Here is a 1,260-nt window from a genome sequence, read left to right as displayed (position 1 = left end):
TGAGGTGGTCCCTGGATTTCGGACAGGCGGGTAAGCTCGGTTCGCTTGTGAGAAGGATGGCCCTGGATGACGGGCAAGCGGACGCGGTACTCGGCGGAGTTTAAGGCGAAGGTGGCGCTGGAGGCGCTGCGGGGTGAGCTGACGACGGCGCAGCTGGCGGCCAAGCACGGCATTCACCAGACGATGGTGGGTGAGTGGAAGCGGCAGGCCATGGAGGGGCTGACGGCGGTGTTCTCCGGCAAGGCGGCGGCGCCGGAGAGCGCGAAGGTGGCCGAGGCGGAGGTTGAGAAGCTGCACGCGAAGATCGGGCAGCTGTTGGTGGAACGGGATTTTTTGGCGAAAGCGTCCGGTCGATGAGCCTGGAGCGGCGACGCCAGATGATCGAGCCGGAGCACCCGCAGCTGTCGGTGGTGCGGCAATGCGAGCTGGTCTCGATCAGCCGGTCGGGGTTCTACCACCGGCCTGCGGGCGAGACGGCGCTGAACCTCGAGCTGATGCGGCTGATCGACGCACAGTTCCTGGAGACGCCCTGGTATGGCTCGCGGCAGATGGCGCGGCATCTGCGGCGGGAGGGCTATGTGGTCGGCCGCAAGCGGATCCGGCGGCTGATGGCGAAGATGGGCCTGGCGCCGATCTACCAGCGGCCGCGGACGACGCTGCCCAACCCCGAGCACCGGATCTTCCCCTATTTGCTACGGGATCTGGCGATTGACCGCCCCAACCATGTCTGGTGCGCCGACATCACCTACCTGCCCATGCGGCGCGGCTTCCTCTACCTGGTCGCGGTGATGGACTGGGCGACGCGCAAGGTGCTGGCCTGGCGGGTGTCGAACACCATGGAGGTGGAGTTCTGCCTGGAGGTGTTGGAGGAGGCCATGGCGCGGTATGGGCGGCCGGAGATCTTTAATACCGACCAGGGTAGCCAGTTCACCTCGCCGCGGTTCACCGGCCTGCTGCAGCAGGCCGGGGTGCGCATCTCGATGGACGGCCGCGGCCGCTGGATGGACAACGTGTTCATCGAACGACTGTGGCGTAGCCTGAAGTATGAGTGCGTCTACCTGCATGCCTTCGAGACCGGGTCCGAGCTGCGGGCCGGGCTGTCGAAGTGGATCGGCTACTACAATGCCGGACGCCCCCATAGCGCATTGGCGGGGCAGACCCCCGATGAGGCGCATGCGGTGACGAGATTGGCGGCCTGAAGGAAACCAGGACCGAGCTTATTCAGGCCGCCAAGCTGTCCGACGAATGGGGACCACCTCA

Annotated in this window: 1 protein-coding gene; it reads left to right on the top strand. The window is 66.0% G+C overall.

The window, feature by feature from the left end:
- The first annotated feature begins 66 nt into the window (after positions 1–66).
- Positions 67–1,199, top strand: a protein-coding gene (locus BLR02_RS28305; protein WP_245705015.1) for an IS3 family transposase whose coding sequence is annotated in 2 segments (ribosomal slippage) — positions 67–343 and positions 343–1,199 — 1,134 coding nt in all. Because the reading frame shifts where the segments join, the coding sequence is not laid out codon by codon here.
- Positions 1,200–1,260 lie beyond the last annotated feature (61 nt).

The sequence above is a fragment of the Belnapia rosea genome (genome assembly GCF_900101615.1).
GTDB classification, from domain to species: Bacteria; Pseudomonadota; Alphaproteobacteria; order Acetobacterales; family Acetobacteraceae; genus Belnapia; species Belnapia rosea.
This window is presented reverse-complemented; position numbering and strand designations above follow the sequence as displayed.